This window comes from Bacillus sp. AFS031507, from assembly GCF_002584635.1.
GTDB lineage: Bacteria > Bacillota > Bacilli > Bacillales > Cytobacillaceae > Neobacillus.
Map to the genome: position 1 here is coordinate 1 of NZ_NUOW01000091.1, position 350 is coordinate 350.

The following is a 350-nucleotide window of genomic DNA, read 5'->3' on the forward strand; positions in this document are numbered from 1 at the left end:
CAACAGCAAATGGATATGAATACAACTTAACTTTGCTTTCAGTTGCAATTGGTATTGCTTTAATTGGTCCTGGTCGATATGCCTTAGATGCATTTTTATTCTAATAAATATGGTCTTTACGAGAGCTTTTACCCATTAAAGGGGAACCTTAATTTCAAACAAAAGAATTAAGCTAATATTGTGACGGGAGTGAAATGAGATGGAACTCTTAGGACTACATCATGTATCAATATTAACTGGAAAAGCGGAAAAAAATTATGAATTTTATACAAAAATTTTAGGAATGAGATTGGTAAAGAAAACAGTTAACCAAGATAATACAGAATCCTATCATCTTTTCTATGCTGACG

At 31.7% G+C, this 350-nt stretch carries 1 protein-coding gene and 1 pseudogene; both read left to right on the forward strand.

Features of this window, described 5'->3' with window-relative positions; translation table 11 throughout:
• Positions 1-104 (forward strand): annotated as a pseudogene (locus COE25_RS32055) (oxidoreductase); the annotation flags it as partial.
• A gap of 95 nt (positions 105-199) precedes the next feature.
• Positions 200-350: VOC family protein (locus tag COE25_RS29890; RefSeq protein ID WP_180247665.1), on the forward strand; the 151-nt coding region annotated here is incomplete at its 3' end.